Raw genomic sequence first — 26,990 nt, forward strand, 5'->3', positions numbered from 1 at the left:
CCGGGATTATAATGCGCCCCCATGTCGAATGTACCCAAAAAGCCTGCCGCGCCGAACACGAATCCGACACGCGACGCGGCGCACGGCAAGCCTCAGAAAAACGGTGGCGCGAGCGGCCCGCAGAGCGCGCGCGACGCCCGCGAAAAAGCGAATCCGCAGCGTGCGAAGCCATCAGGCGAGGCCAGAACGGCTGCCCGTCCGCCGCGCCGCGTCGAGCCCAATCCCGTTCCACCCATCGAATTTCCCGAAGCGCTGCCGGTGTCCGGCCGGCGCGAGGAAATTGCGCGCGCGATCTCCGAGCATCAGGTCGTGATCGTTTCCGGCGAGACCGGCTCGGGCAAGACCACTCAGCTGCCGAAAATCTGCCTCGCGCTCGGGCGCGGGCTCGGCGCGGGCGGCACGGGATTGATCGGCCACACGCAGCCGCGCCGGATCGCGGCGTCGGCCACCGGCCGTCGCATCGCCGAGGAGCTCGGCACGCCGTTCGGCGAAGTGGTCGGCTACAAGGTGCGCTTTACCGACAACCTCGCGCCGGGCGCGTCGGTCAAGCTGATGACCGACGGCATCCTGCTGGCGGAAACACAGACTGATCCGCTGTTGCGCGCGTATGACACGCTCATCATCGACGAAGCGCACGAGCGCAGCCTGAACATCGATTTTCTGCTCGGTTATCTGAAGGAGATCTTGCCGAGGCGGCCCGATCTGAAGCTGATCGTGACCTCGGCGACGATCGACGCCGATCGCTTCGCGCGCCATTTCGGCACCGAGGAGAAGCCCGCGCCGGTGATCGAGGTTAGCGGACGGCTCTATCCGGTCGAGGTGCGCTACCGCGCGATTCAAGAGGACAGCCCGGCGGTGAAGGCGGCCGAAGGCACGTCCGGCCGCGACCGCCCGAAGAACGCACGCGAAGCGGATCGCGATCTGATGGACGCGATCGTCGACGCCGTCGACGAGCTGTGCCGCGAAGGCTCGGGCGACGTGCTCGTGTTCCTGCCGGGCGAGCGCGAGATCCGCGACGCCGCCGAGGCGCTGCGCAAGCACCATCCGCCGCACACCGAGATCCTGCCGCTGTTCGCGCGCTTGTCGGCGGCGGAGCAGGAGCGCGTGTTCAAGGCGTCGAACGCGCGGCGCATCGTGCTCGCGACCAACGTCGCCGAAACGTCGCTCACCGTGCCGGGCATCCGCTATGTCGTCGATTCGGGGCTCGCGCGCGTGAAGCGCTACTCGTATCGGAACAAAGTCGAGCAGCTGCAGGTCGAGCCGATCTCGCAGGCGGCGGCGAATCAGCGGGCAGGGCGCTGCGGCCGGGTGGCCGATGGCGTCTGTATTCGTCTGTATGAAGAGACCGATTTCCAGACGCGCACGCGCTTCACCGATCCGGAGATTCTGCGTTCGTCGCTGGCGTCGGTGATTCTGCGCATGAAGTCGCTGCATCTGACGGCGATTGAAACGTTTCCATTCATCGAACCCCCGCCGGGCCGCGCGATCGCCGATGGCTACCAGCTGCTGAACGAACTCGGCGCCGTCGACGACGATAACGAACTCACGCCGCTCGGCCGCGAGCTCTCGCGCTTGCCGCTCGATCCGCGCGTGGGCCGGATGATTCTCGCCGCGCGCGATCAGGGCTCGCTCGCCGAGGTGCTGATCATCGCGAGCGCCTTGTCGGTGCAGGACCCGCGCGATCGTCCGATCGAAGCGCAGGAGCAGGCCGACCAGGCGCACAAGCGCTTCGCCGACGAGCGCTCTGAATTCCTGCAGTGGCTCAAGATCTGGAAGTGGTTCGAGGAAGCGGTCGCGCACAAGAAGTCGAACCGGCAGCTGACCGACGCGTGCCGCGCGAATTTTCTCTCGCATCTGCGCCTGCGCGAATGGCGCGACGTGCATTCGCAGTTGCTGACGGTCGTGCGCGAACACGGCTGGCGGCTCTCGGAGGCCGAAGCCACCTTCGAGCAGATCCACTTGGCGCTCTTGACCGGCCTGCTCGGCAATCTCGGCCTCAAAGCCGACGATGAGCCGCACTACCTCGGCGCACGCGGCATCAAGTTCTTCCTGTGGCCGGGCTCGTCGCTCGTGAAGAAGGCGGGGCGCTGGGTGATGGCGTCCGAGCTGGTCGAAACGAGCCGCCTGTACGCGCGCTGTCTCGCGAAGATCGAGCCCGAGTGGATCGAGAAGGTCGGCGCGCATCTGCTCAAGAAATCGCTTTCCGAGCCGCATTGGGAAAAGCGCGCGGCCCAGGTGACCGCGTACGAGCGCGCGGTGCTGCACGGGCTGCCGGTCTACAACCGGCGGCGCGTCGCGTTCGGCAAGGAAGATCCGCGGCGCGCGCGCGAGCTGTTCATTCGCGGCGCGCTCGTCGAAGGCGAGTTCGACACGAAGCTCGCGTTCTTCGCGCACAACCGCAAGCTGCTCGCCGACATCGAGCAGCTCGAACACAAGTCGCGCCGCCAGGACGTGCTCGTCGACGACGAATTGATCTTTGCGTTCTACGACCAGGCGTTGCCGCAGGGCATCTATACCGGCGCGGCATTCGAGCGCTGGTATCGCGATGAAGTGAAAAAAAGCGGCCAGTCCGAGGACAAGCCGCGCCTCCTGTATCTGTCGCGCGACGATCTGATGCGCCACGAAGCGGCCGGCGTCACGACCGACCTGTTTCCGAAGCGCATGATGATGGCCGGCGTCGAAATGGGGCTGACGTACCACTTCGAGCCGGGCTCGCCGCGCGACGGCGTGACGCTCGCGGTGCCGCTCTTCGCGCTCAACCAGGTCGACGCGCGCCGAGCCGAATGGCTCGTGCCGGGCATGATCAAGGAAAAGACGCAGTTGCTGCTGAAGTCGCTGCCGCAGAAGCTGCGCCGTCATTGCGTGCCGCTGCCCGAGTACGCGGCCGGTTTTGTCGAGCGCGCGGGCGCTGAGCGCTTTGGCGTGGGCGGCCTGGTCGAAGCGCTGATCATCGACGTCCGCGAGACCACGCAAGTCGCGATGAAACAGTCCGACTTCAAACTCGAGACGCTGCCCGCGCACTTGTTCATGAACTTCAAGGTCATCGACGAGCATGGCCGGCAACTCGCGATGGGGCGCAATCTCGCGCAGCTGCGTGCGGAATTGGGCGGTGAAGCGCAGCGGCATTTCCAGAAGCTCGCAGCAGGGGCGACGCTGGGCGGCGGCGCGGCTCCAAGCGCTGGCCGTGGAGAAGGGGCGCGCGGCGCGGACCGGGGCGGCGTGCACGACGGCCAACGCGAGATCACCGGAAAGCCTGCGGCGCAAGCCGCCACCGCATTCGCAAACAGCACGCGTGCCGCGCCAGGCGCCACGCAAGTGGCAGCGACCGCGCTCTACGACAACCTGACCACCTGGAATTTCGGCAAGCTCCCCGAGCTGCTCGAAATCCGCCGCGGCGGACAGACGCTCTTCGGCTACCCCGCGCTCGTCGACCGCACGACGCACTGCGACGTCGAGGTGTTCGATTCGCCGGAGGAGGCGGCGCGGATTCATCGCGCGGGCCTGCGGCGTTTGTTCGCACTTCAGCTGCGCGAGCCGATCAAGTACCTGGAGAAGAACCTGCCGGGCCTGCGCGAGATGGCGATGCAGTTCATGCCGCTCGGCACGCAGGAGGAATTGCGCGATCAGCTGATCGACACCACGCTCGACCGCGCCTGCTTGCAGGAGCCGCTTCCCGACGACGACGCGAGCTTCCACGCGCGCCGCGACGAAGGCAAGAGCCGCCTGAGTCTGCTCGCGCAGGAGATCGCGCGGCTCGTCGGGCAGATCCTCGCGGACTATGCGACGGCGACCAAAAAACTGGTGCAGGCGAAGCCGTTTCCAGCCGCCTACTCGGATCTTCAGAGCCAGTTGAACGCCCTGATCAGCAAGCGCTTCGTGCTCGATACGCCCTATGTGCAGCTCGCGCATTTCCCGCGTTATCTGAAGGGCATCGCGCTGCGCGTCGACAAGCTCAAGGCCGATCCCGCGCGCGACACGCGTCAAGCCGCCGACCTGCTGCCGCTCGTGCAGCACTACCAGCGCGCTTTGTCGCAGCGCGGCGGCGTGCCCGACCCGCGCCTGGCGGAATTCCGCTGGCTCCTCGAAGAACTGCGAATTTCGCTCTTCGCGCAGGAGCTGCGCACGCCAATGCCGGTATCGGTCAAGCGCCTGCATAAGGTGTGGGAGTCGATGCAGCGGTAAGCCCTCCTAACGCGCGAACCACCACCGTCCATTTCCGCCAAAACCGCGTCGAACCGGCGTTTGCGGACCGCATTTGTGCCCAGGCAAGTCAACCGGAAGCGCCGGTAAACGTTCTAGAATGGCGGCTGCAATTTTTTCGTAGGTTGATATGCGCAAATTTTTCCTCGCCGGCTTGAACGGCACCGCCGGCGCTTTCGCGGCGGGTGTGGCACTGGTGGCAGCGACGGGCGTGTTTTCCACCGCCGCGCACGCGAACAACATCATCGTGCTCAACTCCGGCGAAGCCACGCTGTCGCTGATCGATCAGACGACCCACAAAGTGGTCGCCACCGTGCCGACCGGCAAGGAACCGCATCACCTGATGGCGACCCCCGACAATTCGTCGCTGATCGTCGCCAACTCCGTTTCGAACAACCTGATGTTCGTCGATCCGAAAACGGGCCAGACTCAGCGCTGGATCGAAAACATCGAAGATCCCTACCAGCTCGGTTTCTCGCCGGACCGTAAATGGTTCGTGACCACGGGCCTGCGCCTCGATCGTCTCGACATCTACCGCTACGACGGCCACGATCCGGTGCTGGTCAAGCGCTTGCCGCTCGAAGTGATGCCGAGCCACATGGCGTTCTCGAACGACAGCAAGACGGTGTTCGTCACGCTGCAGGTGTCGGGCGAACTCGCCGCCGTCGATCTGCCGACGCAAACGGTCAAATGGAAGATGAAGGTCGGCAAGGTGCCGGCCGGCTTGTGGATGACGCCGGGCGACAAATACCTGCTCGTCGGCATGACGGGCGCCGACTACGTGGCGGTGGTCGACTGGCGCAACCAGAAGGTCGTGAAGATGATCCACACCGGCAACGGCGCGCACAACTTCCGCTCGCTCGACGACGGCCGGCATGTCGCGGTGAGCAATCGGGTCGCGAGCACGATCAGCATCATCGACGAAGAGACGCTCACCAACGTGGGCGACATCACCGGCCTCTTGCCCGGCCCCGACGACATGGAGCTGACCGCCGACAAGAAGCAACTGTGGGTGACGTTCCGCTTCGCCAAGAAGGTCGGCGTCATCGATCTTGCGACGCGCAAGCTGATCGAGACCATTCCGGTCGGGCGCTCGCCGCACGGGATCTACTTCTTCGATCGCGCGCCGGTGACGGCCGCGAATGGCGCCTGACATGTTTCATCTGATCGTCTCGTCCCTCGACAGCTTTGTCTCGGCGGTGCAGACGCTGCTCTACATCGACGTCGTCCAGCCATTGCTTTTCAAGTTCAACTGGATGGACTACGACGAGGACACCTACGACCAGCTCTATTGGGTGATCGTCGGCGCGCTCACGATCGTGGCGATGTATGCGGTGCTGCGGCCGCTCGAAGCGCTGATGCCGGTGGAGAAGTGGAAGAACCGCAAGGAAGTGCGCGTCGACGTGCTGTACACGTTCATCATGAAGCTCGGGTTTTTCAACCTGTTCTTCTTCTTCGCGTTCCAGCCGGTTTTTGACAACTTCCAGGCGTGGCTGCGCTTGAAGAACATCTCGAACATCAACTTCGACAATCTGTGGCCCGGCGTCACCTCGCAGCCATGGGTCACGTTCGTGATCTACCTGGTCGTGCTCGATTTCGCGGGCTACTGGTACCACCGCTGGCAGCATCGTTTCGGCGTCTGGTGGGAGCTGCACGCGGTCCATCACAGTCAGAGGCAGATGTCGCTCTGGTGCGACGATCGCAACCATATGCTCGACAACGTGATTCAGGCGGCCTTCTTCGCTGCGATCGCGCTCGCGTTCGGCGTGCCGCCGGCGCAGTTCGTCGTGCTCACGGCGCTCACCAATTTCGCACAGAGCATTCAGCATGCGAACGCGAAGCTCAACTACGGGTGGCTGCTCGAGCGGCTGATCGTGAGCCCGACGTTCCATCGCCGGCATCACGCGGTCGGCTACGGGCACGAAGGCACCAAGTACGGGTGCAACTTCGGCGTGCTGTTCCCGTGGTGGGACATGCTGTTCAAGACCGCATCGTGGAATCGCGCGGTCGAGCCGACCGGGATTCGCCAGCAGTACGAGGGCGAGTCGTACGGCGAAGGTTTCTGGTCGCAGCACTGGCTCGCGTTCGTGCGCATCGCGCGGCGTGTGTCGTCGAAGAAGCGCGCGTCCGCGGTTTGAGGCGTTACCTCGGCTGGCCCGAGCGACGCGCGTAGGCGCCGCGGCTACGGCGCTCATCTTCGTGCTCATTTTCACGAAGTCTCGGCGAACTTTCGTTCGCCTTTCCCCTCATTCACCTCGATGAACCACTCTTAGCGGTTACGCTGAGAGTGGTTTATTCTGTCCGCGCATCTCGGATCGTTTTCTTTTCTCTACTTTCATACTGACTCGCATGAATGATTTGCTGCGCTCGTTCGGCCGGGCGCTCGCGAGTGCGCTGCACCCGCGCATGCTCTTCCTGACGTTCGTGCCGTTTGCCGTGGCTGCGGTCGTTTGGGGCGTGCTGCTTTGGTTTTCGTGGCAGACGCTCGTCAATTGGACCCACGCGTGGCTCGACGGCTGGACGCTGACGAACACGCTCTACAAGATCTTCGATTGGGTCGGCTTCTCCGCACTGCACACCGTGATCGCGCCGTTCCTCGTGATTGCGGCGGCGATTCCGCTGATCGTCGTGAGCGTGCTGCTGCTGATCGCGATGCTGTCGATGCCCGCCGTGATCCGCTATTTGTCGGTGCGGCAATTCCCGAGCCTCGAGCAGCGCCGCGGCGGGGGCTGGTTCGGCAGCCTCGTGCACGCGCTCGTGACGACGCTGGTTTGTCTCGTGCTGCTCGTGATCACGTTGCCGCTGTGGCTGATCCCGCCGTTCTTTGCGTTGATCCCGCCTCTCCTGTGGGGCTGGCTCACCTACCGCGTGATGACCTACGACGCGCTCGCGCTGCACGCGAGCCGCGAAGAGCGGCGTGAACTCGTGCGCCGACACCGTCTGCCGCTCTTGATGATCGGCGTCGCGAGCGGCCTGCTCAGCTCGCTGCCGACACTCTTGTGGGCGTCGTCGGTATGGCTCATCGTGCTGTTTCCGGTCGTCACCGCGGCGACGATCTGGATCTACTCGTTCATTCTGGTGTTTTCGGCGTTATGGTTCGGCTATTACTGCTTGCGCGCGCTGCAACGGTTGCGCGCCGAGCAGGCCGACGTTCACGGCGAGCGCCTGGCTTGACGGCCGGCGCGCGTCATTACTCGCGAGGCGGTTATGGCATTTGGCGTCATCATCATCGGCGATGAAATCCTGTCGGGCAGGCGCACCGACAAGCATTTGCAGAAAGTCATTCAGCTTCTGACGGCGCGTGGTCTGTCGCTTGGGTGGGCCGAATACGTCGGCGACGAACCCGAGCGCATCACGGCGACGCTGCGCCGTTCGTTCGCGTCCGGCGATATCGTGTTCTCGACGGGCGGCATTGGCGCCACACCCGACGATCACACGCGCCAATGCGCGGCCGCCGCGCTCGACGTGCCGCTCGAACTGCATCCCGAAGCCGCCGAGCTGATTCGCGAACGGATTCGCGACATGCACCCGCCGGGCTCGCCGAACCCAGTCGACCTGGATTTGCCGGAGAACCAGCATCGCTTGAACATGGGTGTCTTTCCGCGCGGCGCGTCGATTATCCCGAACGGCTACAACAAGATTCCCGGCTTTTCGGTCGGCGACCATCACTTCGTGCCGGGTTTCCCGGTGATGGCGTGGCCGATGATCGAATGGGTGCTGGATACCCAGTACGCGCACCTGCATCATCAGACGCCGCACGCGGAGCGTTCGCTATTCGTGTTCGAGCTGCCGGAATCGACGCTCACGCCGCTCATGGAAAAAATCGAAGCCGATTTTCCGGGCGTGCGCGTGTTCAGCTTGCCGAGCGTCGGCGATGCGGAGAAGGGCGGGGTGTTTGCGCGCCGTCATATCGATCTCGGCGTGAAGGGCGAGCCCGAGGCGGTGGCGGCGGCCTTTGTGAAGCTGCGCGAAGGCGTGCATCTGCTCGGCGGGGACATCGTCGAGGCGGAAACGCTGCAAGGCAAGCCGGCCTGAGCGGGCGCGGCATCACCTTGCTGTCACATCACGCGCCGATTCTCACATCACGCGCCGATCCACGGCAGCCCGCGATAGCACCAGCCTTCGACCGTTTTCCGATGCCCTTGGCCGTCCTTGCCGCCTTCGAAGCCTTCGAGCAGGTCGTACGCTTCCTTGTAGCCCGCTTGCGCGGCAGCCACGGCGGCGAGCTTGGAGCGCGCGGCGCTGCGGCAGAGGAACAGCACGGGCGTGTCGGGCGAGGCGACCTGACGCAACTGATCCATGAATTCGGGATTCGGCACGCCGCCGGGATAGCGGGTCCATTCGATGTGGGCGTACTGGCCATCGCCGACGACCGGGCGGCCGACCCAATCGAGTTCGGCGCGCGTGCGCACGTCGATGAGACGCACGCGCGGATCGAGTTGCAGCAGCTCGAAAGCTTCGGCCGGCGAGATGGCGCCTGCGTACGCCAATTGGTTGTCGGCGCGACGCTTGTGGGCCTGGGCGTAGAGTTGTTCGAGCGTACTCATGACTGCATGTCTCCGTTAGACCAAAGGATCATTCTAGCGCGTCGCGCTTAAGAGGACGCCGCGACAGGGTGGCAGCACTCGGTTGGCCGAGAAGCTCCGCAATGGTGCAAAATATGTTGGGTGCACCAAAATGGAATTCTGGTCGGATGATCATTTTGGGATTGCACCGTTTTCGTGCAGCCCGGCAGCGCTGCACGGCATTGGACGAGTGGGACGATCCAACAATGGGCGTCGCGGTTTCTTCGAGACGCATGGCGCACAAGGATTTACGCCAGGGTGGCACTGTCTTGGCACGGAAGCTGCTTTAACAGCCGGCGATCGTTTTGATCACCTGCTATAGCATCGATGCAGTCGATCAGCTAGATTGGGCGACGGCGGAAACCGCCGACTTCATTAATCAGGAGAAAAGGATATGAGTAAATCCGTGGCCGACGTCATGCAACTCGTCAAGGACGAGGACGTCAAGTTTGTCGACTTCCGCTTCACCGATACGCGCGGCAAAGAGCAACACGTGTCGGTGCCGCTGTCGGCATTCGACGAAGACAAGTTCGAGAGCGGCCATGCGTTTGACGGTTCGTCGATTGCCGGCTGGAAGGGCATCGAAGCGTCGGACATGTTGCTCGTTCCGGACCCGAACACGGCGTTCATCGACCCGTTCTACGAAGAGTCGACGCTCGTTCTGACCTGCGACGTGATCGAACCGGCGGACGGCAAGGGCTACGAGCGCGACCCGCGCTCGCTCGCGAAGCGCGCCGAAGCGTACCTGAAGAGCACGGGCCTCGGCGACACCGCCTTCTTTGGTCCGGAACCCGAATTCTTCATCTTCGACTCGGTCCAGTGGAACACGGACCAATCGGGCTGCTTCGTGAAGATCGGTTCGGAAGAAGCGCCGTGGTCGTCGGGCAAGGAATTCGAAGGCGGCAACACGGGTCACCGTCCGGGCACGAAGGGCGGCTACTTCCCGGTCGCGCCGGTCGATTCGTTCCAGGACATCCGCTCGGAAATGTGTCTGCTGCTGGAGCAAATCGGCATCCCGGTCGAAGTGCACCACCACGAAGTGGCGGGCCAAGGCCAGAACGAAATCGGCACGAAGTTCTCGACGCTCGTGCAGCGCGCCGACTGGACGCAGCAACTGAAGTACATCGTCCATAACGTCGCGCACACCTACGGCAAGACGGCGACGTTCATGCCGAAGCCGGTCGTCGGTGACAACGGTTCGGGCATGCACGTTCACCAGTCGATCTGGAAGGACGGCCAGAACCTGTTCGCGGGCAATGGCTATGCCGGCCTGTCGGAGTTCGCGCTGTTCTACATCGGCGGCATCATCAAGCACGCTCGCGCGCTGAACGCGATCACGAACCCGGGTACGAACTCGTACAAGCGTCTCGTGCCGCACTTCGAAGCCCCGGTGAAGCTCGCTTACTCGGCACGCAACCGTTCGGCATCGATCCGTATTCCGCACGTGAGCAACCCGAAGGGCCGCCGCATCGAAACGCGTTTCCCGGATCCGCTGGCCAATCCGTACCTGTGCTTCTCGGCGCTGATGATGGCGGGTCTCGACGGCGTGCAGAACAAGATCCACCCGGGCGAAGCCGCCGACAAGAACCTGTACGACCTGCCGCCGGAAGAGGATGCAAAGATCCCGACCGTCTGCGCCGGCCTCGACCAGGCTCTGGACGCGCTCGACAAGGATCGCGAATTCCTGACGCGCGGTGGCGTGTTCACGGATGCGATGATCGACGCGTATCTGGAACTGAAGGAAGGCGAACTGCAACGCGTGCGCATGACGACGCACCCGGTCGAGTTCGAACTGTACTACTCGCTGTAATCGGCACCATGTGCGCTTCGCCCACCATCCGGCGAAGCGCATCCGATGCTTGCGATCGGTAGCGAAGGGACGGCAGTGCCGTCCCTTTTTTTGTTTTTGTTTGACCTCGTCGCAATCAAAAGATGGTCCTCAAGAACTTGATCAAAGCGAAGAAAGGGCAGGCCGAATCGCTGTCCGACGACGTGCAGCTTGCCAATTCCGGTCTGCTGCCGGGCCTCGAAGCATTGCCGACGGTGGTGCTCGTGCTCGACAAGCGCACGCTGCGCGTGGCGTTCGCGAACCCGTCGGCCGAATCGATGCTCGATTTGTCGCGCAAGCAATTGGCGCAAATGCTGTGGTCCGACATCTTCACGAACGCGGAAGAGCTCGTGACGACGATCGGTGCGATCGCCGAACACCGTTTTCATGCCACCCATCTCGATGCCGTGCTCGAGCGCCCGGGGCGCGAGCCGCTGCACGTGCATGTGATCGTCGGCTTTCTCGAAGTCGCGCAGGACTACGTGCTGCTCGAACTCTTCGAGAACGAACGACATTTGAAGAGTGACCGTGAAGAGCGCATTCACGATCTGACCGCGGTCAACAAGCAGCTGATCCGCAATCTCGCGCACGAAATCAAGAACCCGCTGGGTGGTATCCGGGGCGCTGCGCAGCTGCTCGAGTTCGAGCTCGGCGCGCGCGAGCGCAACGACTTGCGCGAGTACACGCAGGTCATCGTCAAGGAGTCGGACCGGCTGCAGACGCTCGTCGATCGCTTGCTCGAACCGCATCGCCATCCGCATGTGGTCGGCGACGTGAATATCCACGAAGTGTGCGAGCGCGTGCGCGCGGTGATCCTCGCGGAGTTTCCGCGCGGCCTCACGATCGAGCGCGACTACGACGTGAGCCTGCCCGACTTCCGCGGCGACAAGGAGCAGTTGATCCAAGCGCTCCTCAATATCGTGCGCAACGCGGCGCAAGCGCTGCGCGAGCGGATTTCGCAGGGCGATGCGCGCATCGAGCTGCGCACGCGGATCGCACGCAAGATCACGATCGCGAAGCGCCTTTGCAAGTTGGCACTGGACTTGCATGTCATCGACAACGGGCCCGGCATTCCCGAAGACATTCGCGACCGAATTTTTTATCCGCTCGTGTCGGGGCGCGAGGACGGCAGCGGTCTCGGGCTCACGCTCGCTCAGACCTTCGTGCAGCAGCACGACGGCCTGATCGAAGTGGAAAGCCGCCCAGGGCACACCGAGTTTCAGATTTTGCTTCCGCTCGATACCTGATCAACAGCAACCAGCATATAAAGCTTTCTGACCGACCATATGAAGCCGATCTGGATAGTAGACGACGACCAATCGATCCGCTGGGTGCTCGAAAAGGCGCTCGCCCGCGAGAGTTTCGCGACGCGAAGCTTCGCCAATGTGCGCGAGGCGCTCAGCGCGCTCGACCATGAAAGCCCGCAAGTGCTCGTATCCGATATCCGGATGCCGGGCGGCTCGGGCCTCGAATTGCTGCAAGCCGTGCGCGAGCGGCTGCCGGGGCTGCCCGTCATCATCATGACGGCGTTCTCCGATCTCGATAGCGCCGTCGCCGCATTTCAGGGCGGCGCGTTCGAATATCTCGCCAAGCCGTTCGATGTCGACAAGGCCGTCGAGCTGATCCGGCGCGCGGTCGACGAGAGCCTGCGCGGCGCGCATGCGGTCGACGAGCGTGTCGCCGAAGCCCCTGAAATGCTTGGGCAGGCCCCCGCTATGCAGGACATGTTCCGCGCGATCGGGCGTCTGTCGCATTCCGCGGCGACCGTGCTGATCACGGGCGAGTCGGGCACCGGCAAGGAGCTCGTGGCGCGTGCGCTGCACCGCCATAGCCCGCGCGCTAACGGTCCGTTCATCGCGCTCAACACCGCGGCGATTCCGAAGGATCTGCTGGAGTCCGAACTGTTCGGCCATGAGCGCGGTGCGTTCACGGGCGCCCAGGCGATGCGCCAGGGCCGCTTCGAGCAGGCGGAAAACGGCACACTGTTTCTCGACGAAATCGGCGACATGCCGTTCGATCTGCAGACGCGCTTGCTGCGTGTGCTGTCGGACGGGCAGTTCTATCGCGTCGGTGGCCACAATCCGCTGCGCGCGAACGTGCGCGTGATCGCCGCGACCCACCAGAACCTCGAATCGCGCGTGCGGCAGGGGCTGTTCCGCGAGGACTTGTATCACCGGCTCAACGTGATTCGCCTGCGTCTGCCGGCGCTGCGCGAACGCAGCGAGGACATTCCGCTGCTCGCGCGGCACTTTCTGCAGAAGAGCGCGCGCGATCTCGGCGTCGAGCCCAAGCGCGTGTCGGACGAGGCGCTTGCGTATATGGCCTCGCTGCCGTTTCCCGGCAACGTGCGTCAACTCGAAAATCTCGCGAACTGGCTGACCGTCATGGCGCCTGCGCAGACGGTCGAGATCAAGGACTTGCCGCCCGATCTCGTTCCGGCGCGCTCCGGTTCGGAGGAGATCGTGGCGCTTGATTCAGGCGTGGCGCAAACGGCGAACGGCATGCCGGGCAACGCGGGTACGAACGGCGTGATATCCGCGCCCGCCGTGCCGTCGACGCTCGGCGGCATGCCGGTCGCGACGCCCATGAGCGCGTGGGAAAACGGCTTGCGCACGGAAGTCGCGCGCTTGCTGCGCGAGAACTTCGCCGACGTGATGGATGAGCTCGCACGGCGCTTCGAAGCCGCGGTGATTCGTGAAGCGCTCGACTTCACGCGCGGCCGCAAGGTCGAAGCGGCGGAGCGGCTCGGCATCGGCCGCAATACGATCACGCGCAAGATTCAGGAGTTGCATCTCGAGCCGTGAGGGGGGCGGCGCGGTTCGCGTAGGTGGAGCGCGCCGCTGCTTCAATCAGAGAGCCTGAGCGTCCATCAGGCATTCGCACGTCACCCGATCTGCGCCACCACCGGCGTGTGATCCGACGGCTGTTCCCACTTGCGCGGCGTCTTGTCGACCTCGCACGCCGTGCAGCTAGCCGCGAGCGCGGGCGAAAGCAGGATGTGATCGATCCGCATCCCCGCATTGCGGCGAAACGCCATCATCCGATAGTCCCACCATGTGAAGATCTTCTCGGGCTGCTCGAACTTCCGGAAGGCGTCGACGAAGCCCAGTTCGATCAGCCGCACGAATGCCGCGCGTTCCTCCGGCGACACGAGATTCTGTCCTTCCCACGCCTTCGGGTCGTGCACGTCGCGGTCTTCCGGCGCGATGTTGTAGTCGCCCAAAAGCGCGAGCTTCGGGTACTGCTGCATCTCGCCGGCGAGCCAATCGTGCATCGCGTCGAGCCAGCGCAGCTTGTAGGCGAATTTGTCGGTGCCGGGCGCTTGTCCGTTCGGGAAGTACGCCGAAACGATTCGCACGCCATCGATCGTCACGGCGACTACGCGCTGCTGCGGGTCTTCGAAGCCGGGGATGTTGCGTACCACGGTCGCCTCGTCGACACCCAGCCCCTCGCGCACGAGAATGCCGACGCCGTTGTAGGTCTTTTGCCCGGCAAACCAGCTTCGATAACCCTTCGCTTCAAGTTCGGCGCGCGGAAATTTCTCGTCCGGCAATTTCAATTCCTGCAGGCACAGCACGTCGGTTTGGCTCAGTTCGAGCCAATCGATTACATGCTGCTGACGCACCTTCAGGGAATTCACGTTCCACGTCGCTATTTTCATTGCTTGACTCGAGCTATTGATCCGGGGATGGCATGGCGGGCGACTCGCGTCGCGCCGAGCATTAAACGCCGCCAATAGTACCTCCGCACGCGCAGCTCTTGGCTCTCGCCTGTCCAATTACGCCACCGGTCACGTTTTTTGCTCACGTCATATGCGGTGACGATACCTATTGCAATCGACATAGGCTGCAACTAGCGTTCATAGAATGACTTGTCGATCCGCTCGATATATGAATTTGAAATTCATATATTGCCTTCGAACCAAGCATTCGATTGACGGATTTGGCAGGCATCGGGGTAACAACAAAACGGCTGCGCAGGCGGCCCAACGACAACGTTCGGATCGCGATCCATTGGAGGAGAACCATGGGCGACGCTCAACTAGGCAGAGGCGCGAAACCCGCAGGAATACCGGGCGGCTTGCTTTCACGGGAGCGCACGGTGGCAGGCGCGCACTACAACCGGTGGCTCGCGCCGCCGGCGGCACTGGCCATTCACCTGTGCATCGGCATGTCATACGGCTTCTCGGTGTTCTGGCTGCCGATGACAAAGCTTGTCTCGAACGCCGATGCATCGGCCTGCACAGCGCAAGGTTTCAGCGCCGAGTTGTTTTCGTCGAGCTGCAATTGGTCGGTGCTCGCCGTCACGCACATCTTCGAAATCTTCATCGCGATGCTCGGGATTTCCGCGGCCCTGTGGGGGCGCTGGCTCGAACACGCCGGACCGCGCAAGGCAGGCTTCGTCGCCGCTTGTTGCTGGGGCGGCGGCTTGATCCTGATGGGCTTCGCCGTGTCGATTCATCAGCTCTGGCTCGTGTTCGTGGGGGCGTTCATCGGCGGCATCGGGCAGGGGATCGGCTACATCACGCCAGTCTCGACGCTGATCAGATGGTTTCCTGACCGCCGCGGCATGGCGACCGGTTTCGCGATCATGGGATACGGCGGCGGCGCGATGATCGGCGCGCCGCTCGCGGTGTGGCTGATGGGGCACTTCGCGAGTAACGGCATCCCCGGCGTGAGCGAGACGCTCATGGCGATGGGCGTGATCTACTTCATCGCGATGTCGGCAGGCGCATTCGGTTTTCGCGTCGCGCCGAGCGGCTGGCATCCGCGCGGCTGGACGCCGCCCGCCAACGATCAGTCGAAAGGGATGATCACGCGGCAGAACGTCCATCTGAACCAAGCGTGGAAGACGCCGCAGTTCTGGCTGATCTGGGGCGTGCTCTGCACGAACGTGACGGCGGGCATCGGGGTGATCGCGATGGCGAGCCCGATGCTGCAGGAAGTGTTCGGGCCGAAGCTGCTCGGGCTCGAACCGGGCACGACGATGAGCACCGTGCAAAAGGCGGCGTTGGTCGCGTCGGCGGCGGGACTCGTCGGGCTCGTCTCGCTGTTCAACTCGCTTGGGCGAATCTTCTGGGCATCGCTCTCCGACAAGATCGGCCGCAAGACCGCGTACTTCACGTTCTTCGTGCTGGGCATCGTGCTCTATTGCCTGCTGCCGACGTGGGGACATCTGTTGCTGCCGGCGCTGTTCGTCGCATCGATCTGCATCATCGTCAGCATGTACGGCGGTGGCTTCGCGACCGTGCCGGCGTATCTCGCCGACATCTTCGGTCCGCAGATGGTCGGCGCCATTCACGGACGTTTGCTTACCGCGTGGTCGGTGGCGGGGATCATCGGACCGACGCTGATCGCGGGCATCCGGCAGTTCCAGATCGATCACGGCGTCGCGCACAACCTGATCTACGACGTGACGCTCTACATCATGGCGGGCTTCCTGGCCGTTGGTTTCATCTGCAACTTGTTCGTGAAGCCGGTCGACAAGAAGTACTGGATGACGGATGAAGAACTCGCGCACGAGCGCTCGCTGTTGCATGAGGACCGCACGATCGGCAATGCCGAAACGGCGGCGCGCGGCAGGTTTGGTTTTGGAAGCGTGATCGCTTGGCTCGCTGTGGGCATTCCGTTCCTCATGGGCCTGTTCATCGCCATCCAGAAGGCGGTGGCGTTGTTCTGAGCGTTGGCGATGGGTGATTGGCGAAGCGATATGCGTGTATCGACACGTGATCGCTTCGCGGTCCGCAACGTCATTCACATGGCGCCGCGAAATTAATTGGCGCTTTTGTTTGACGCGCCGATGACATGCCCGTACAATTCGCTTCCTCTGACGCGGGGTGGAGCAGTCTGGCAGCTCGTCGGGCTCATAACCCGAAGGTCGTAGGTTCAAATCCTACCCCCGCAACCAAGCCTTCATGACAAAGCCCGCTGGCATCTCGCCACGCGGGCTTTGTTGTTTCTGCGCGCAGTTTGCGCTTACCGCGTGGCTCAATCGCGAGCGGCCCAATCGACCGCCGCTTGCGCGTGCAGCGATGTCGTATCGAACACCGGCAGCGACGAATCCTCGGGCTTGATCAGCAGCGTGATTTCCGTGCAGCCGAGAATCACCGCTTGCGCACCGCGCGAGGCGAGATCGTCGATCACGCGCTGGTACGTCGCACGTGACTCGTCTTTCACGACGCCGTGACACAGCTCGTCGTAGATGATCCGATGCACGTCGGCGCGATCCGCTTCGTTGGGTGCCAAGGTATCCAGCCGGTACTTCTCCCGAAGACGTCCCGTGTAAAACGTCTGCTCCATCGTATAGCGCGTGCCGAGCAAACCGACGCGCTCCACACCGGCATCGCGCAATGCGGCGCCCGTCGGATCGGCGATGTGCAGGAACGGAATCGTGATCGCGCTTTCGATCGCCGGGTAGACGCGATGCATCGTGTTGGTCGCAAGAATCACGAGGTCGGCGCCGCCGCGCTCGAGCTGTTGCGCGGCTTCAGCCATGTGCGCGCCGAGCGCAGTCCAATCGCCCGCGCGCTGAAGCGCTTCGACGGGCGCGAAGTCGACGGTCAGCATCAGGCTCTTGGCGTTATGGTGTCCGCCGAAGCGCGCCTTCGCGTGACGGTTCAGCAAGCGGTAATACTCGGCCGATGATTCCCAGCTCATACCGCCGATGACTCCGATTGTTTTCATCTTTGCTCTCCCATTCGTACTCTTCGTAACGTATTGCGCATCGCATCCGGCCAGCGCTATCCCGTCGCTATCGCCTGGACGCCGACAAGCATAAGCGCAGCGGCGGCTTTTGCCGCGATACAGATTCCGGACGTTTTGCCAATACGGGGACGCTCGCACGCCCAGCCCGCCTGGCTTGAAAAAACCACTGTATTTTTGTACAGTGGTGCCACTTTGAACCCGCTCGATCCGCACTCCGTTTCGCCCATGCTTGCGCCTTCCAGCGCGAGCGGCGCCGCCGTGCGCAAGATCATCCACTGCGATTGCGACTGTTTCTATGCGTCGGTCGAAATGCGCGACGATCCGTCGTTGCGCGGCAGGCCGCTCGCGGTGGGCGGCCGCCCCGAGGCGCGCGGCGTCATTGCGACTTGCAACTACGAGGCGCGGCGCTTCGGCGTGCATTCGGCGATGCCGTCTGCGCTCGCGATGCGCAAATGTCCCGAGCTGCTGATACTGCGGCCCGCGATGGAGAAGTACCGGATCGCCTCGCGGCAGATCATGGCGATCTATCGCGATTACACGCCCGACGTCGAGCCGTTGTCGCTCGACGAAGCCTATCTCGACGTGACGCGATCTGAGCGTTGCAAAGGCAGCGCCACGCTGATGGCCGAGGAGATTCGCCAGCGGGTGCGCGAGACGGTTGGCGTGACGGTGTCGGCGGGCGTCGCGCCAAACAAGTTCGTCGCGAAGATCGCCTCCGACTGGAACAAGCCCGACGGGCTCTTCGTCGTGCGTCCGCACGAAATCGACGCATTCGTCGCGGCGTTGCCGGTGCGCAAGATTCACGGCGTGGGCAAGGTCACGGCGGCGAAGCTCGAAAAACTCGGCATCACGACGTGTCTCGAGTTGCGCGCTTGGGCGCTGATCGATCTGCATCGGCACTTCGGCGCGTTCGGCAAGCGCCTCTACGAGCTGTCGCGCGGCGTCGACTACCGCGCGGTGCAGGCGGACCAGGAGCGCAAGTCGATCAGCGTCGAGACCACCTATGTGACCGATCTGAAGACGCTCGACGAATGCGCTGCGGAAATCACGCGCCTCACCGAGCAGCTCGACGAGCGGATCGCGCGTGCTGGTGCGGCGTCAGCTGTGCGCAAGCTGTACGTGAAAATCCGCTTTGCGGATTTTCAGCGCACGACGGTCGAGTGCGTCGGCGACGCGACTCACGTGCCGACGTTGCTCGCGTTGCTCGAAAAGGGCTTGGCGCGGCGCAACCGGCCGGTACGGCTCCTTGGCGTCGGTGTGCGTCTCGAAGAGGACGACCCGTCTCAGCACGGGCAATTCGCGCTGTTCGACGACCTGCAGCTGACGGAGCATGAGCCGGACGTGGCGAGCGAGCGGGGCGAGGCGTCAGACGGGGCTGCACGCGAAGACGGCGTCGGCGACCATTTGGCCTGAGCTTCGCAAGCGCTCGGTTTGCCGCTTCTGTTTTCGGGTCGCTAGAATCGAACCCACACTAACGAGCGCCACAGGGAGCCGCCAATGGACCTGATCATTCGCCGCGCAGCACTCACGACTCACATCGCACATCGAGACGAGCTGGTCGATATCGGCATCGACGGCGAGCGCATCGTCGCGGTCGAACCGCGGCTCGCGGCCACTGGACGTGAAGAAATCGACGCGGGTGGCCTGCTGGTCGCGCCACCGTTCGTCGATGCGCACTTTCATATGGACGCGACGCTTTCCTACGGGCTGCCGCGCGTGAACGCATCGGGCACCCTGCTCGAAGGCATTGCGCTTTGGGGCGAGCTCAAGCCGCATCTCACACAAGAAGCGCTGATCGAACGCGCGCTGCAGTATTGCGACTGGGCCGTCGCGCGAGGGCTGCTGGCGATTCGCTCGCACGTCGACGTCTGCGATTCGCGTTTGCTCGCCGTCGAGGCGTTGCTCGAAGTGAAGCGGCGCGTGGCGCCGTATCTCGATCTCCAATTGGTCGCGTTTCCGCAGGACGGCCTCTTGCGCAGCCCTGGCGCATTCGACAACTTGAAGCGTGCGATCGAGATGGGCGTCGATGTCGTCGGTGGCATTCCGCACTTCGAGCGGACGATGGCCGATGGCGCCGAGTCGGTGCGCCTGCTCTGCGAATTCGCGGCTGAGAAGGGTCTGCGTGTCGACATGCACTGCGACGAATCCGACGACCCGATGTCGCGACACATTGAAACGCTCGCCGCGCAAACGCACCGGCTTGGGCTTCACGGACGCGTCGCGGGCTCGCATCTGACATCGATGCACTCGATGGACAACTACTACGTGAGCAAGCTGCTGCCGCTGATGCGAGAGGCCGGCGTCGCGGCGATTGCGAATCCGCTGATCAACATCACGCTGCAGGGCCGTTCGGATACCTATCCGAAGCGGCGCGGCATGACGCGCGTACCCGAGATGCTCGCGGTGGGCATCGATGTCGCATTCGGGCACGACTGCGTGATGGACCCGTGGTACAGCCTGGGCTCGGCGGACATGCTCGAAGTCGCGCATATGGGGCTGCATGTTGCGCAGATGACGGGCGTCGATGCGATGCACGCCGCGTTCGATGCGGTGACGGTCAACCCGGCGAAGATCCTCGGTCTGGAAGGCTACGGGATTGCTCCCGGGCATTACGCGGACTGCGTGCTGCTCGATGCGCGCGATCCGATCGAAGCGCTTCGCCTGCGTGCCACGCGGCTTGCGGTGGTGAGGCGGGGGAGAGTGGTGGCGCGAACGCCCGCGGCGCGCGCGGCACTATCGCTCGAAGGCCGGCCTGCGGAAGTCGACTTCAAGCTATATCGATGAGTCCAGTCCAGATGAACTCGCGCGGCGCGCGACCCGTCAACCTGCACGGGCAGCGCGCCGCGCGATACTGCGCGCGGTTTAGTGCGCAGAGCCAGCCGACATGCCGCTATGACGCAGCAGCGCATCGATTTGCGGTTCGCGGCCGCGGAACGCCTTGAACGACTCCATCGCGGGCCGGCTGCCGCCCACTTCGAGAATCTCGCGACGGTAGCGCGTGCCGGTCGCCGCATCGAGCACGCTGCCGCTCGCGGCCTTGGCGGCTTCTTCGAACGCGGCATAGGCGTCGGCGGACAGCACCTCGGCCCACTTGTAGCTGTAGTAGCCCGCCGCATAGCCGCCCGCGAAGATATGGCTGAACGTGTTCGGCCAGCGCGAGAACGGCGCCTGCGGAATCACATGGAAGCGCTCGTTGATCTCGCGCGCGAGATCGGTTGCGTTCTTTTGCGCGGACGGATCGAAATCGACGTGCAGCATCATGTCGAACATCGAGAACACGATCTGCCGCAGCGTGCCGAGCCCACTCTGGAAGTTCTTTGCGGCGAGCATCTTGTCGAAGAGATCGCGCGGCAGCGTGGCGCTGGTTTCGACATGCGACGACATATCGGTCAGGACGTCCCACTCCCAGCAGAAGTTCTCCATGAACTGCGACGGCAGCTCGACCGCATCCCATTCGACGCCGTTGATGCCCGACACGCCGAGTTCGTCGACGCGCGTGAGCATGTGATGCAGGCCGTGGCCGAACTCATGGAACAGCGTGATGACTTCGTCGTGCGTGAAGCAGGCCGGCTTGCCGCCGACCGGCGCCGAGAAGTTGCACGTCAGATAGGCGACCGGCGTCTGCACGCCGCCTTCGGTGCGCTTGTGGCGCGAGCGCGCATCGTCCATCCATGCGCCGCCGCGCTTGCCTTCGCGCGCGTACAGGTCGAGATAGAACTGCGCGACGAGCGAGCCGTCCTTGTTCTCGACGCGAAAGAAGCGCACGTCGGGATGCCACGTGGCCGTCTGGTCGCGGCGAATGCTGACGCCGAAGAGCGTCTCGGTCACCTTGAACAGCCCCTTCAACACGGCGTCTTCGGGGAAGTATTGCTTGACTTCGTTTTCCGAGAACGAATAGCGGTTCTGACGCAGGCGCTCGCCTGCGAACGCGACGTCCCACGGCTGCATTTCGGCCATGCCAAGTTCCGTGGCAGCGAATTGGCGCAGCTCTTTCCAGTCTTGCTCGGCGAAAGGACGTGCGCGCTTGGCGAGGTCTTCGAGGAACGCGACGACTTGGGCGGGCGACTCGGCCATCTTCGGCGCCAGCGAGACTTCGGCGAAGTTCTGGTAGCCGAGCATTTGCGCTTCCTCGCGGCGCAGCTTCAACTGATCGGCGAGATTGGCGGTGTTGTCCCAATCCGCTTTGCCGTTGCCATACAGCGCGCCCAGCTCGGATGCGCGCGTCACGTAAGCGCGATACATCGCCTCGCGCATCGCGCGGTTTTCCGAGTACTGCATCACCGGGAAGTAGGACGGGAAGTGCAGCGTAAATTTCCAGCCTTCCTTGCCGTCGCGCTGGGCGGTTTCGCGCGCTGCTTCAGCGACGTCGTCGGGAAGGCCCGCCAGGTCGCCCTCGTCGGTCACGATGTAGGCGTAGGCGTTGGTTGCGTCGAGCACGTGGTCGGAGAATGCTTTCGACAACGCCGCTTGCTGCTCCTGCAATTCGGCAAAACGCGGCTTCTGCTCTTCCGGCAACTCGGCGCCCGACAGGCGGAAATCGCGCAGCGCGTTTTCGAGGATCTTCTTGCGCTCGGCGGTGAGCGTAGCGAATTCGGTGCTTGAGGCGATCGCCTTGTATTTCTCGTAGAGCGCGAGATTCTGCCCGACGCTCGACCAGAACTCGGTCACGCGAGGCAGGTTCTCGCCGTAGGCGGCGCGCAGCTCAGGCGTATCGGCGACCGCGTTCAGGTGGCCGATCACGCCCCAGGCGCGAGAGAGCGGCTCTGTCGCGTGTTCGACCGGCTCGACGATGTCGATCCAGGTCGCGGGTGTTTCCGGCGCGCTCGCGCGATCGACGGCAGTGTTCGCGGCGGCGAGCAGCACGTCGAGTGCGGGCGTCACGTTCGCAGGCTGGATCTCGCCGAAGCGCGGCAGATCGGAGAAATCGAGGAGCGGATTGTCTTTCTGCGTGAGGGTATTGGATGACATGGAGCTTCCTGTCTGACTGAATGAGGCGGGCGCCGCGCGCCCTGCACCGTCATTATTGGGGCAGCGCGCCACGATTCCAATCGATAGTTTCTACCGGACCGATTATCGTGCCGCATGACGCGGCCCGGTAGCTGGCCAGATGGCATAGGCCGAACGGCCTAGTTGCCCGCGGCGCGCTCCGCTGCTTCAATGGTGTTCACGAGCAGCATCGTGATCGTCATCGGACCGACCCCGCCCGGCACCGGCGTAATGAAACCGGCCACTTCCTTGACGGCCGCGAAGTCGACGTCGCCGCAGAGCTTGCCGGCTTCGTCGCGGTTCATGCCGACGTCGATGACGGCTGCGCCCGGCTTGACCATGCCGGCGGTCACGATGTTGCGCAGGCCGGTCGCGGCGACGATCACGTCGGCGTTCTTCGTGTGCGCGGCGATGTCGCGCGTCTTGCTGTGGCAGATCGTGACGGTGGCGCCGGCTTCGAGCAGGAGCAGCGCCATCGGCTTGCCGACGATGTTCGAGCGGCCGATCACCACGGCATTCGCGCCCTTGAGATCGATGCCGTACGCCTCGAACATTTTCATCACGCCATACGGCGTGCAGGGGCGAAAGAGCGGCTTGCCGGTCAGGAGCGCGCCGGCGTTCGCGACGTGAAAGCCGTCGACGTCCTTCTCGGGCGCGATCGCTTCGATCACCTTGTGGCTGTCGATGTGCTTCGGCAGCGGCAGTTGGACGAGGATGCCGTGAATCTTCGGATCGCGGTTCAGCTCGTCGATGCGCGCGAGCAGGTCGGCTTCGGAGAGCGTAGCCGGGTAGCGGTCGTAGGACGAGAAGATGCCGTTGTCCTCGCACGCTTTCACCTTGTTGCGCACGTAGACTTCGCTTGCCGGATTGTCGCCGACCAGCACGACGGCGAGGCCCGGTTGATGGCCGCGTGCGGCGAGCGCGGCGGCGCGGGTCGCGACTTCGGCGCGGAGGGTCTTGGAAAGGGCGGTGCCGTCGATCAGTTTGGCTGTCATGATGGGTCGGTCGAGTGACGAGTATGGAAATCGGTCTTGCAAGGCGCTGTTCGGGCCGAGATGCGGCGCTTTAGGCCGGCAGCTTGACGCGAACAGGCTGAAAGCGGTTTGGCGCGAGGCTGCGAACGGGTCGTGAAAGCCAGGAAAGAGGACGACCGACCGGGGCCGCGCCGCGAAGTAGCGAATTATACCTTTGAGCGAACGCCGGACGGCGCGGATGGACAAGCGCGTGGCGGCCGCGGACAGGCGTGTCGGGCGCGAGTCTGCGTGTGATGAAGAGGGAGGGTGTGGAGTGGGACGACGGCGTCCCAGAGAGGAAAAGCGAAAGGAGCGCCGCATGAGCCGACGCCGCGCGTCGCTGAAATCTCAACGCCTGCTTTCGTCGGCCGCTGCCATGGCGGCCGCCAAAGCCCGGGCGGCGAGCCCGGGCGCGCAGCGAATGAACAGCGCTTACTGCGCTTGCTGCGGCTTGTTCGAAAGCGCCAGACGCAACAGATCGGCGACCGTGTTGACGTTGAGCTTTTCCATGATGTTCGCGCGGTGCGCTTCGACAGTCTTGATGCTGATGCCGAGATCGTCCGCGATCTGCTTGTTCAGACGGCCGGCGATGATGCGCTCGAGCACCTGATGTTCGCGTGCGGTCAGCTTGCCAAGCCGCTCGGCGGCGGCGCGCTGCTGCGCGACGCTGGTGCTTTCGCTGCGGGCCTTGTCGAGCATCCGCTCGACGAGCTTGCGCAGTTCCGCCTCGTCAAACGGTTTTTCGATAAAGTCCATCGCGCCTTTTTTCATCGTCGAGACGGCCATCGGCACGTCGCCGTGACCCGTCACGAAGATGATTGGCAGGGTGGCGTTTTCCGCGATCAGACGCTCTTGCAGTTCGAGGCCGCTCATGCCGGACATCCGCACGTCGAGAATCAGGCAGGCGATCTGGCCGGCGTGCTGCGCGGGCTGATAGGCGTCGATGAACTGTTCGGCGCTCGAAAAGCATTGCACCCGATAACCATTTGCCTCCAAGAGCCAGCGCAGCGAATCGCGCACGGCCTCGTCGTCGTCGACGACAAACACAGTTTCCTGAGTGGTGACTGGGGTACTCATAGCTCTCCCGTAACGGTTTGTGTTCTCGGCGCCTCGGACCCGCCGTTGCTCAGGTCGTGAGGCTCGCCAATGGGCAGACTGCAATGGAACGTGGCGCCCGTGATGTGGCCGTCAGCTTCGACGTTGTTGACCACCCACAGACGGCCGCGGTGCGACTCGATAATGGAACGGCAGATGTTCAGCCCCATGCCCATGCCGTCGGACTTGGTGCTGTAGAACGGTTCGAACAGGCGCTCGGTGGTGGCTTCATCGACGCCCGGGCCCTGGTCGATGACGCTGATGCAGACGAACCCGGCATCGAGCTTCACGACGACGCGGATCACCGGATCGACCGCATTCGGGCGCGCGTCATGCATGGCCTCGGCGGCGTTTTTCAGCAGGTTGACGAGCACCTGCTCGATCAGCACCGGATCGACATAGATGACGGGCAGCCGCGAGCGCATTTCGGTGACGATGCGGATCTTTCGCTTGCGGGCTTCGATTTCGGCCAGACCCACGGCATCGGCGACGATATCGGCGACGCGCGTTGCCTGACGCTTCGGCTCGCTGCGCTTCACGAACTCGCGGATGCGCTTGATGATCATGCCGGCGCGCACTGCCTGTTGCGCGGTCTTCTCGAGCACCGGCAGCAGATTGTCGGAGTTCGTGCGGCCCGATTTCACCAAGGCGACGGTGCCGGAACAATAGTTGTTGATCGCGGCGAGCGGCTGGTTGAGTTCGTGCGCGAGCGACGACGCCATCTCGCCCATCGTCATCAGGCGACTCGTGAACTGGAGCTTTTCTTCCTGCTGGCGCGCGAGTTCCTGCGCCTGCTTGCGCGAGGTGATGTCGGTCGCGATCTGCATCTGCGCGAGGTGGCCGTCGACCCACTGAATGTACTGACGGCGCACTTCGAACCACTTCTGGATGCCGTGAATATAGACTTCGCGCGCATCGGCCGTGCTCTCGGTGAGCGCGGCGGCGGGCAGGCCCGCATAGGCGTCGACCATGTCGATCGAATCGGACGAAGCCTGCGCCGTGTCGTAGCTGCCGCCCGAGAGTTCGAGATGCCCGTCGGGGCGGATGCCGAACAGATGCCGGTAGTAGCGGTTTGCGAACAGCAGCTCGGCTTCGTCGGCGGCGAGCACGGAGACGGCCGCGTCGAGGCTTTCGAGCACGGTCGTGAAGCGTTCGTGCGCGGCGGCGAGTTCCTCGCGCGCGCGTTTCGGTTCGGTGATGTCGGTCATCGACGACATCCAGCCGGTCTGCCGGCCCGAGCTGTCGATGAGCGGGGAGACGTAGAGACGTGCGTGAAAGAGCGAGCCGTCCTTGCGCCGTACGCGCAATTCGAAGCCCGACGACGGCGCCTTGCCGCGCAGCGTCATGTCGAGCTGGCGCTGCATTTCCGGATACGAATCGCGCGGCCAGTACGGGAAGGGCGCCGTTTTGCCGACGAGGTCGCTTTCGTCCCAGCCCGTCATCCGGCAAAACGCCGGGTTCACGTGGGTGATGCGGCCGTGCATGTCGAGCACGCGCATGCCGATCAGCACCGAGTTCTCCATCGCGCGCCTGAAGAACGCTTCGGCGTACAGCGCCTGCTGCGCCTCGAAGCGCTGGCGCGTGTGCTTCCAGAGGCTCCACAGGCTCCACAGCACGAAGCACGACAGGCCGGCGACGAGCCAGACGAGCGTGTTGTTCGTGAAGTTCGTGATCTGCGGGAACGAGTAGACGCGTACCGTCACGCCTTGTCCCGGCGGATCGAGCGGCAGGTCGTAGTAGACGTCGCGCGGCAGGCGTGGACGCGTCGAGGTGGTGGCGAGCTCGCGGTTGTTCGAGTCGGTGATCGAGATCTTGTACTTCGCCGACAGCTCAGGCGGGATGTCGTGCTTCAGAATGCCTTCGATCGAAAACACCGCGGCGACCGTGCCGAGAAATTCGCGGTCGCGGTAGACGGGCGTTTGCAGCGTCAGGTAGCCGTTGCCGAGATCGTCGTAGATGAGCGGGGAATACACCTGGCGGCGCGTGCTCTTCGCTTCGTTGAACGCCGCTTTCACGGCTTCGTCCATCTGCGCGTCGTTCGGGCGCGCGAGGCGCTGCCCGAGCATGGGAAGCGGGTTGTTCGGCCAGCGCGCGACATCCTCGTTCGTATACCAGTTGAGGTAGAGGATTTCGGGATGGCCCTGCATGATGTCGGTGGTCGACACCAGGAACGAATGGGGATCGGCGTGGCCGGCGGCGAGATCGCGCGAAAGCGCCTGCAACTGCTCCTGCGCGCCCGTCATCGATAGACGGATCTGCTGCTGGGCCCAGGCGACGTTTCGGTATAGGGTGTCTTCCTGCTGCTGCTGCTCGCGCCGGTTCAGGCTCCAGAGGATCAGGCTCATGACGACCAGGAACACCAGGATCGACAGGAGCGGCGTGAGCAAATAGGAGTTCGACCACCACGGTCCGTGGTGCCAGCGGGACGGCGAAGCGTCCGCCCGGGAGCGGGACGGCCGCGCCGAGCGTGTGAATAGCCGTTCGGTCAACATGGCTGGCATTGTAGCGCAGCGTGTCATCTGCAATTGGCGTAAAAGGACGGCGAACAGGGGCTAATCTCGATAATTCGAGTCGTGTAATGACGATTCCGCCGTTCATT

General features: G+C 63.7%; 18 protein-coding genes and 1 tRNA gene. 12 read left to right on the forward strand and 7 right to left on the reverse strand.

Annotated elements, in window-relative coordinates; all coding sequences use genetic code 11:
* The first annotated feature begins 21 nt into the window (after window positions 1–21).
* From hrpA to AAHK20_RS01635, 5 genes are all read left to right on the forward strand, one after another.
* Window positions 22–4,182: an ATP-dependent RNA helicase HrpA gene (gene hrpA / locus AAHK20_RS01615; RefSeq protein WP_449179681.1), complete on the forward strand. Its 4,161-nt coding sequence runs from the start codon at window positions 22–24 to the stop codon at window positions 4,180–4,182.
* A 148-nt stretch (window positions 4,183–4,330) separates the two neighbouring features.
* Window positions 4,331–5,353 carry a YVTN family beta-propeller repeat protein gene (locus tag AAHK20_RS01620; protein WP_449179682.1) on the forward strand — a complete coding sequence of 341 codons (1,023 nt, stop codon included), beginning with the start codon at window positions 4,331–4,333 and terminating at the stop codon, window positions 5,351–5,353.
* A 1-nt stretch (window position 5,354) separates the two neighbouring features.
* Complete coding sequence (locus tag AAHK20_RS01625) at window positions 5,355–6,338, forward strand: sterol desaturase family protein (RefSeq protein ID WP_449179683.1); 984 nt, start codon at window positions 5,355–5,357, stop codon at window positions 6,336–6,338.
* 211 nt (window positions 6,339–6,549) lie between these two features.
* Window positions 6,550–7,374: an EI24 domain-containing protein gene (locus AAHK20_RS01630; RefSeq protein WP_449179684.1), complete on the forward strand. Its 825-nt coding sequence runs from the start codon at window positions 6,550–6,552 to the stop codon at window positions 7,372–7,374.
* 33 nt (window positions 7,375–7,407) lie between these two features.
* Window positions 7,408–8,235 (forward strand): competence/damage-inducible protein A, encoded by an 828-nt coding sequence (locus AAHK20_RS01635; RefSeq protein ID WP_449179685.1) that lies wholly within the window; start codon window positions 7,408–7,410, stop codon window positions 8,233–8,235.
* Window positions 8,236–8,282: 47 nt separating this feature from the next.
* Here the strand turns inward: AAHK20_RS01635 and AAHK20_RS01640 are convergent, their stop codons facing one another.
* The gene (locus AAHK20_RS01640) at window positions 8,283–8,747 is read right to left on the reverse strand and encodes a rhodanese-like domain-containing protein (RefSeq protein WP_449179686.1); all 465 of its coding nucleotides are present in this window, start codon (window positions 8,745–8,747) and stop codon (window positions 8,283–8,285) included.
* A gap of 412 nt (window positions 8,748–9,159) precedes the next feature.
* On the opposite strand from AAHK20_RS01640, the gene glnA reads away from it, so the two are divergent.
* The 3 genes from glnA (at window position 9,160) to ntrC (ending at window position 13,397) form a co-directional block, all read left to right on the forward strand.
* Complete coding sequence (gene glnA / locus AAHK20_RS01645; protein ID WP_449179687.1) at window positions 9,160–10,575, forward strand: type I glutamate--ammonia ligase; 1,416 nt, start codon at window positions 9,160–9,162, stop codon at window positions 10,573–10,575.
* Between the two features lie 122 nt (window positions 10,576–10,697).
* Window positions 10,698–11,840 (forward strand): nitrogen regulation protein NR(II), encoded by a 1,143-nt coding sequence (glnL, locus tag AAHK20_RS01650; protein WP_449179688.1) that lies wholly within the window; start codon window positions 10,698–10,700, stop codon window positions 11,838–11,840.
* 39 nt (window positions 11,841–11,879) lie between these two features.
* A complete protein-coding gene (gene ntrC, locus AAHK20_RS01655; protein ID WP_449179689.1) occupies window positions 11,880–13,397 on the forward strand; it encodes a nitrogen regulation protein NR(I) in 1,518 nt (505 codons plus the stop codon).
* Window positions 13,398–13,477: 80 nt separating this feature from the next.
* Here the strand turns inward: ntrC and xth are convergent, their stop codons facing one another.
* Window positions 13,478–14,254 carry an exodeoxyribonuclease III gene (gene xth, locus AAHK20_RS01660; protein WP_449179690.1) on the reverse strand — a complete coding sequence of 259 codons (777 nt, stop codon included), beginning with the start codon at window positions 14,252–14,254 and terminating at the stop codon, window positions 13,478–13,480.
* 365 nt (window positions 14,255–14,619) lie between these two features.
* Here xth and AAHK20_RS01665 point away from each other — a divergent pair, with 365 nt between their 5' ends.
* Together AAHK20_RS01665 and AAHK20_RS01670 are read left to right on the forward strand one after the other, a co-directional pair.
* Window positions 14,620–16,272, forward strand: a complete 1,653-nt coding sequence (locus AAHK20_RS01665) for an OFA family MFS transporter (RefSeq protein ID WP_449179691.1) — start codon at window positions 14,620–14,622, stop codon at window positions 16,270–16,272.
* Between the two features lie 151 nt (window positions 16,273–16,423).
* A tRNA-Met gene (locus tag AAHK20_RS01670) sits at window positions 16,424–16,500 on the forward strand.
* Between the two features lie 80 nt (window positions 16,501–16,580).
* Here the strand turns inward: AAHK20_RS01670 and AAHK20_RS01675 are convergent.
* Window positions 16,581–17,276: an aspartate/glutamate racemase family protein gene (locus tag AAHK20_RS01675; RefSeq protein ID WP_449179692.1), complete on the reverse strand. Its 696-nt coding sequence runs from the start codon at window positions 17,274–17,276 to the stop codon at window positions 16,581–16,583.
* 246 nt (window positions 17,277–17,522) lie between these two features.
* Between AAHK20_RS01675 and dinB the strand changes: the two genes are divergently transcribed.
* Entirely contained in the window at window positions 17,523–18,710 is a 1,188-nt protein-coding gene (dinB, locus tag AAHK20_RS01680; RefSeq protein ID WP_449179693.1) for a DNA polymerase IV, read from the forward strand.
* 84 nt (window positions 18,711–18,794) lie between these two features.
* Window positions 18,795–20,081: an amidohydrolase family protein gene (locus AAHK20_RS01685; protein ID WP_449179694.1), complete on the forward strand. Its 1,287-nt coding sequence runs from the start codon at window positions 18,795–18,797 to the stop codon at window positions 20,079–20,081.
* A gap of 78 nt (window positions 20,082–20,159) precedes the next feature.
* Here AAHK20_RS01685 and AAHK20_RS01690 read toward each other — a convergent pair whose 3' ends face one another.
* From AAHK20_RS01690 to fixL, 4 genes are all read right to left on the reverse strand, one after another.
* Entirely contained in the window at window positions 20,160–22,265 is a 2,106-nt protein-coding gene (locus AAHK20_RS01690) for a M3 family metallopeptidase (RefSeq protein ID WP_449179695.1), read from the reverse strand.
* Window positions 22,266–22,423: 158 nt separating this feature from the next.
* Window positions 22,424–23,278, reverse strand: a complete 855-nt coding sequence (folD, locus tag AAHK20_RS01695) for a bifunctional methylenetetrahydrofolate dehydrogenase/methenyltetrahydrofolate cyclohydrolase FolD (protein ID WP_449179696.1) — start codon at window positions 23,276–23,278, stop codon at window positions 22,424–22,426.
* A gap of 450 nt (window positions 23,279–23,728) precedes the next feature.
* Window positions 23,729–24,373: an oxygen response regulator transcription factor FixJ gene (fixJ, locus tag AAHK20_RS01700; RefSeq protein ID WP_137332042.1), complete on the reverse strand. Its 645-nt coding sequence runs from the start codon at window positions 24,371–24,373 to the stop codon at window positions 23,729–23,731.
* Entirely contained in the window at window positions 24,370–26,883 is a 2,514-nt protein-coding gene (gene fixL / locus AAHK20_RS01705) for an oxygen sensor histidine kinase FixL (protein ID WP_449179697.1), read from the reverse strand. The genes fixJ and fixL overlap by 4 nt, the downstream gene beginning before the upstream one ends.
* Between the last annotated feature and the right edge of the window lie 107 nt (window positions 26,884–26,990).

Source organism: Trinickia camelliae (assembly GCF_053525655.1).

What these genes read in the sequence shown, in the direction of transcription:
- xth (WP_449179690.1), bottom strand. Translation starts at nt 14,254, where the DNA reads ATGAAAATAGCGACGTGGAACGTGAATTCCCTGAAGGTGCGTCAGCAG.
- ntrC (WP_449179689.1), top strand. Translation starts at nt 11,880, where the DNA reads ATGAAGCCGATCTGGATAGTAGACGACGACCAATCGATCCGCTGGGTG.
- fixL (WP_449179697.1), bottom strand. Translation starts at nt 26,883, where the DNA reads ATGTTGACCGAACGGCTATTCACACGCTCGGCGCGGCCGTCCCGCTCC.
- AAHK20_RS01620 (WP_449179682.1), top strand. Translation starts at nt 4,331, where the DNA reads ATGCGCAAATTTTTCCTCGCCGGCTTGAACGGCACCGCCGGCGCTTTC.
- glnL (WP_449179688.1), top strand. Translation starts at nt 10,698, where the DNA reads ATGGTCCTCAAGAACTTGATCAAAGCGAAGAAAGGGCAGGCCGAATCG.
- AAHK20_RS01640 (WP_449179686.1), bottom strand. Translation starts at nt 8,747, where the DNA reads ATGAGTACGCTCGAACAACTCTACGCCCAGGCCCACAAGCGTCGCGCC.
- AAHK20_RS01675 (WP_449179692.1), bottom strand. Translation starts at nt 17,276, where the DNA reads ATGAAAACAATCGGAGTCATCGGCGGTATGAGCTGGGAATCATCGGCC.
- AAHK20_RS01665 (WP_449179691.1), top strand. Translation starts at nt 14,620, where the DNA reads ATGGGCGACGCTCAACTAGGCAGAGGCGCGAAACCCGCAGGAATACCG.
- AAHK20_RS01635 (WP_449179685.1), top strand. Translation starts at nt 7,408, where the DNA reads ATGGCATTTGGCGTCATCATCATCGGCGATGAAATCCTGTCGGGCAGG.
- glnA (WP_449179687.1), top strand. Translation starts at nt 9,160, where the DNA reads ATGAGTAAATCCGTGGCCGACGTCATGCAACTCGTCAAGGACGAGGAC.
- dinB (WP_449179693.1), top strand. Translation starts at nt 17,523, where the DNA reads ATGCTTGCGCCTTCCAGCGCGAGCGGCGCCGCCGTGCGCAAGATCATC.
- AAHK20_RS01690 (WP_449179695.1), bottom strand. Translation starts at nt 22,265, where the DNA reads ATGTCATCCAATACCCTCACGCAGAAAGACAATCCGCTCCTCGATTTC.
- AAHK20_RS01630 (WP_449179684.1), top strand. Translation starts at nt 6,550, where the DNA reads ATGAATGATTTGCTGCGCTCGTTCGGCCGGGCGCTCGCGAGTGCGCTG.
- AAHK20_RS01625 (WP_449179683.1), top strand. Translation starts at nt 5,355, where the DNA reads ATGTTTCATCTGATCGTCTCGTCCCTCGACAGCTTTGTCTCGGCGGTG.
- folD (WP_449179696.1), bottom strand. Translation starts at nt 23,278, where the DNA reads ATGACAGCCAAACTGATCGACGGCACCGCCCTTTCCAAGACCCTCCGC.
- hrpA (WP_449179681.1), top strand. Translation starts at nt 22, where the DNA reads ATGTCGAATGTACCCAAAAAGCCTGCCGCGCCGAACACGAATCCGACA.
- fixJ (WP_137332042.1), bottom strand. Translation starts at nt 24,373, where the DNA reads ATGAGTACCCCAGTCACCACTCAGGAAACTGTGTTTGTCGTCGACGAC.
- AAHK20_RS01685 (WP_449179694.1), top strand. Translation starts at nt 18,795, where the DNA reads ATGGACCTGATCATTCGCCGCGCAGCACTCACGACTCACATCGCACAT.